Annotated in this window: 3 protein-coding genes; all 3 read left to right on the forward strand. The window is 66.8% G+C overall.

Annotated features, from left to right (window positions below; genetic code table 11):
- Positions 1–386: conjugal transfer protein (locus E1264_RS42740; RefSeq protein WP_132183298.1), on the forward strand; the 386-nt coding region annotated here is incomplete at its 5' end.
- Between the two features lie 77 nt (positions 387–463).
- The gene (locus tag E1264_RS42745; protein ID WP_243711526.1) at positions 464–733 is read left to right on the forward strand and encodes a hypothetical protein; all 270 of its coding nucleotides are present in this window, start codon (positions 464–466) and stop codon (positions 731–733) included.
- A 59-nt stretch (positions 734–792) separates the two neighbouring features.
- Positions 793–1152 (forward strand): conjugal transfer protein (locus E1264_RS42750; protein WP_132183302.1); only part of this gene is annotated, 360 nt, incomplete at its 3' end.

A 1152-nucleotide genomic window follows, 5' to 3' on the forward strand; every position in this document is an offset into this window, starting at 1 on the left:
CCCTCCTTCCCCCGCCGACCAAGGCCAAGCTTCCCCCGAGCGGCGTCCAAGACCGCGACACCGCTCTCGAAAGCGAGCTTCAGCCGTTCCTCGGAACGTTCTTCCAGGAGTACGCCACCGGCAACCAGGCGGCCCTGTCCCGCTTCTCCTCCACCGGGACGGCCATCGCGGGCCTCGCCAACACCGTCCGGTTCATGCAGGTCAAGGAGGTCGTGGCGCCCAAGGGGTCCGCGGGCGAGCGCACCGTCACCGCGACGGTCGTGTGGCAGCTCGCGCAGGGCGGTGGCGGCGAGCTCGACCAGACCTACCGGCTCGCCATGGTCAAGAGGGGCACGACCTGGCTCGTGCGCGACATTCGCGGCACCACCGAACCGAGCGCATCATGAGAGGCCGCGATTTGAGGAAACCACCCCCCAGCCGATCCGCCGACCAAGGAAGGTAGCAGTCGATGCTGCACCACATCATGGCGTCGATTCCCCACGAAATCCTGGCGGCGCCCGACGACGAACTCCAGACCGACCAGCTCGCCGATTGGCTCCGCCAGATATTCGGCCCGCTCTTCCTGGTGATCGTCTCCATTGTCGCGATCTTCTTCCTGTTCACCCGCGAGATCACGCGTTTCGTCCAATTCATCGTGCTGGCGATCGGAATCGGGGTGGTCTTCTACGTGCCCAACATCATCGAGACCACGGCCAAGGCGATAGCCAAGGCCCTCGGCGTGGACGTCTCCTGACCCCCCGGACGGAGGATCGGCAGGCGGACCCGTGCTCGGGCAGTTAGGGGAGTAGGGGCGTGGATCTACCCACGTACACGAACATCTGGCGCATCGAGAAACGGCTGTACAAGCTGTACGACCTGCGGCTGCCCATGCCGCTGCCGCTCGTCCAGATCGGCGTGTTCCTCGGCGTGTTCGTGCCGTGGATCCTCATGCTCAGGTTCGCGGGCATCCCGTTCGAGTCGCCCTGGCACGTGCTGTACATCGTCCCGCCGGGCGTCCTGACCTGGCTGGCCACCCGTCCCGTCATCGAGGGCAAGCGCCTCACCGAGCTGCTGATCTCCCAGACCCGCTACCTCGCCGAGCCGCGCACCTGGTGCCGCCTCACCCCGATCCGCGAGCCGCGCGAGGTCGTCATCGTGGCGCGCGTCTGGCGC

This window comes from Actinomadura sp. KC216, from assembly GCF_004348535.1.
Lineage (GTDB): Bacteria > Actinomycetota > Actinomycetes > Streptosporangiales > Streptosporangiaceae > Spirillospora.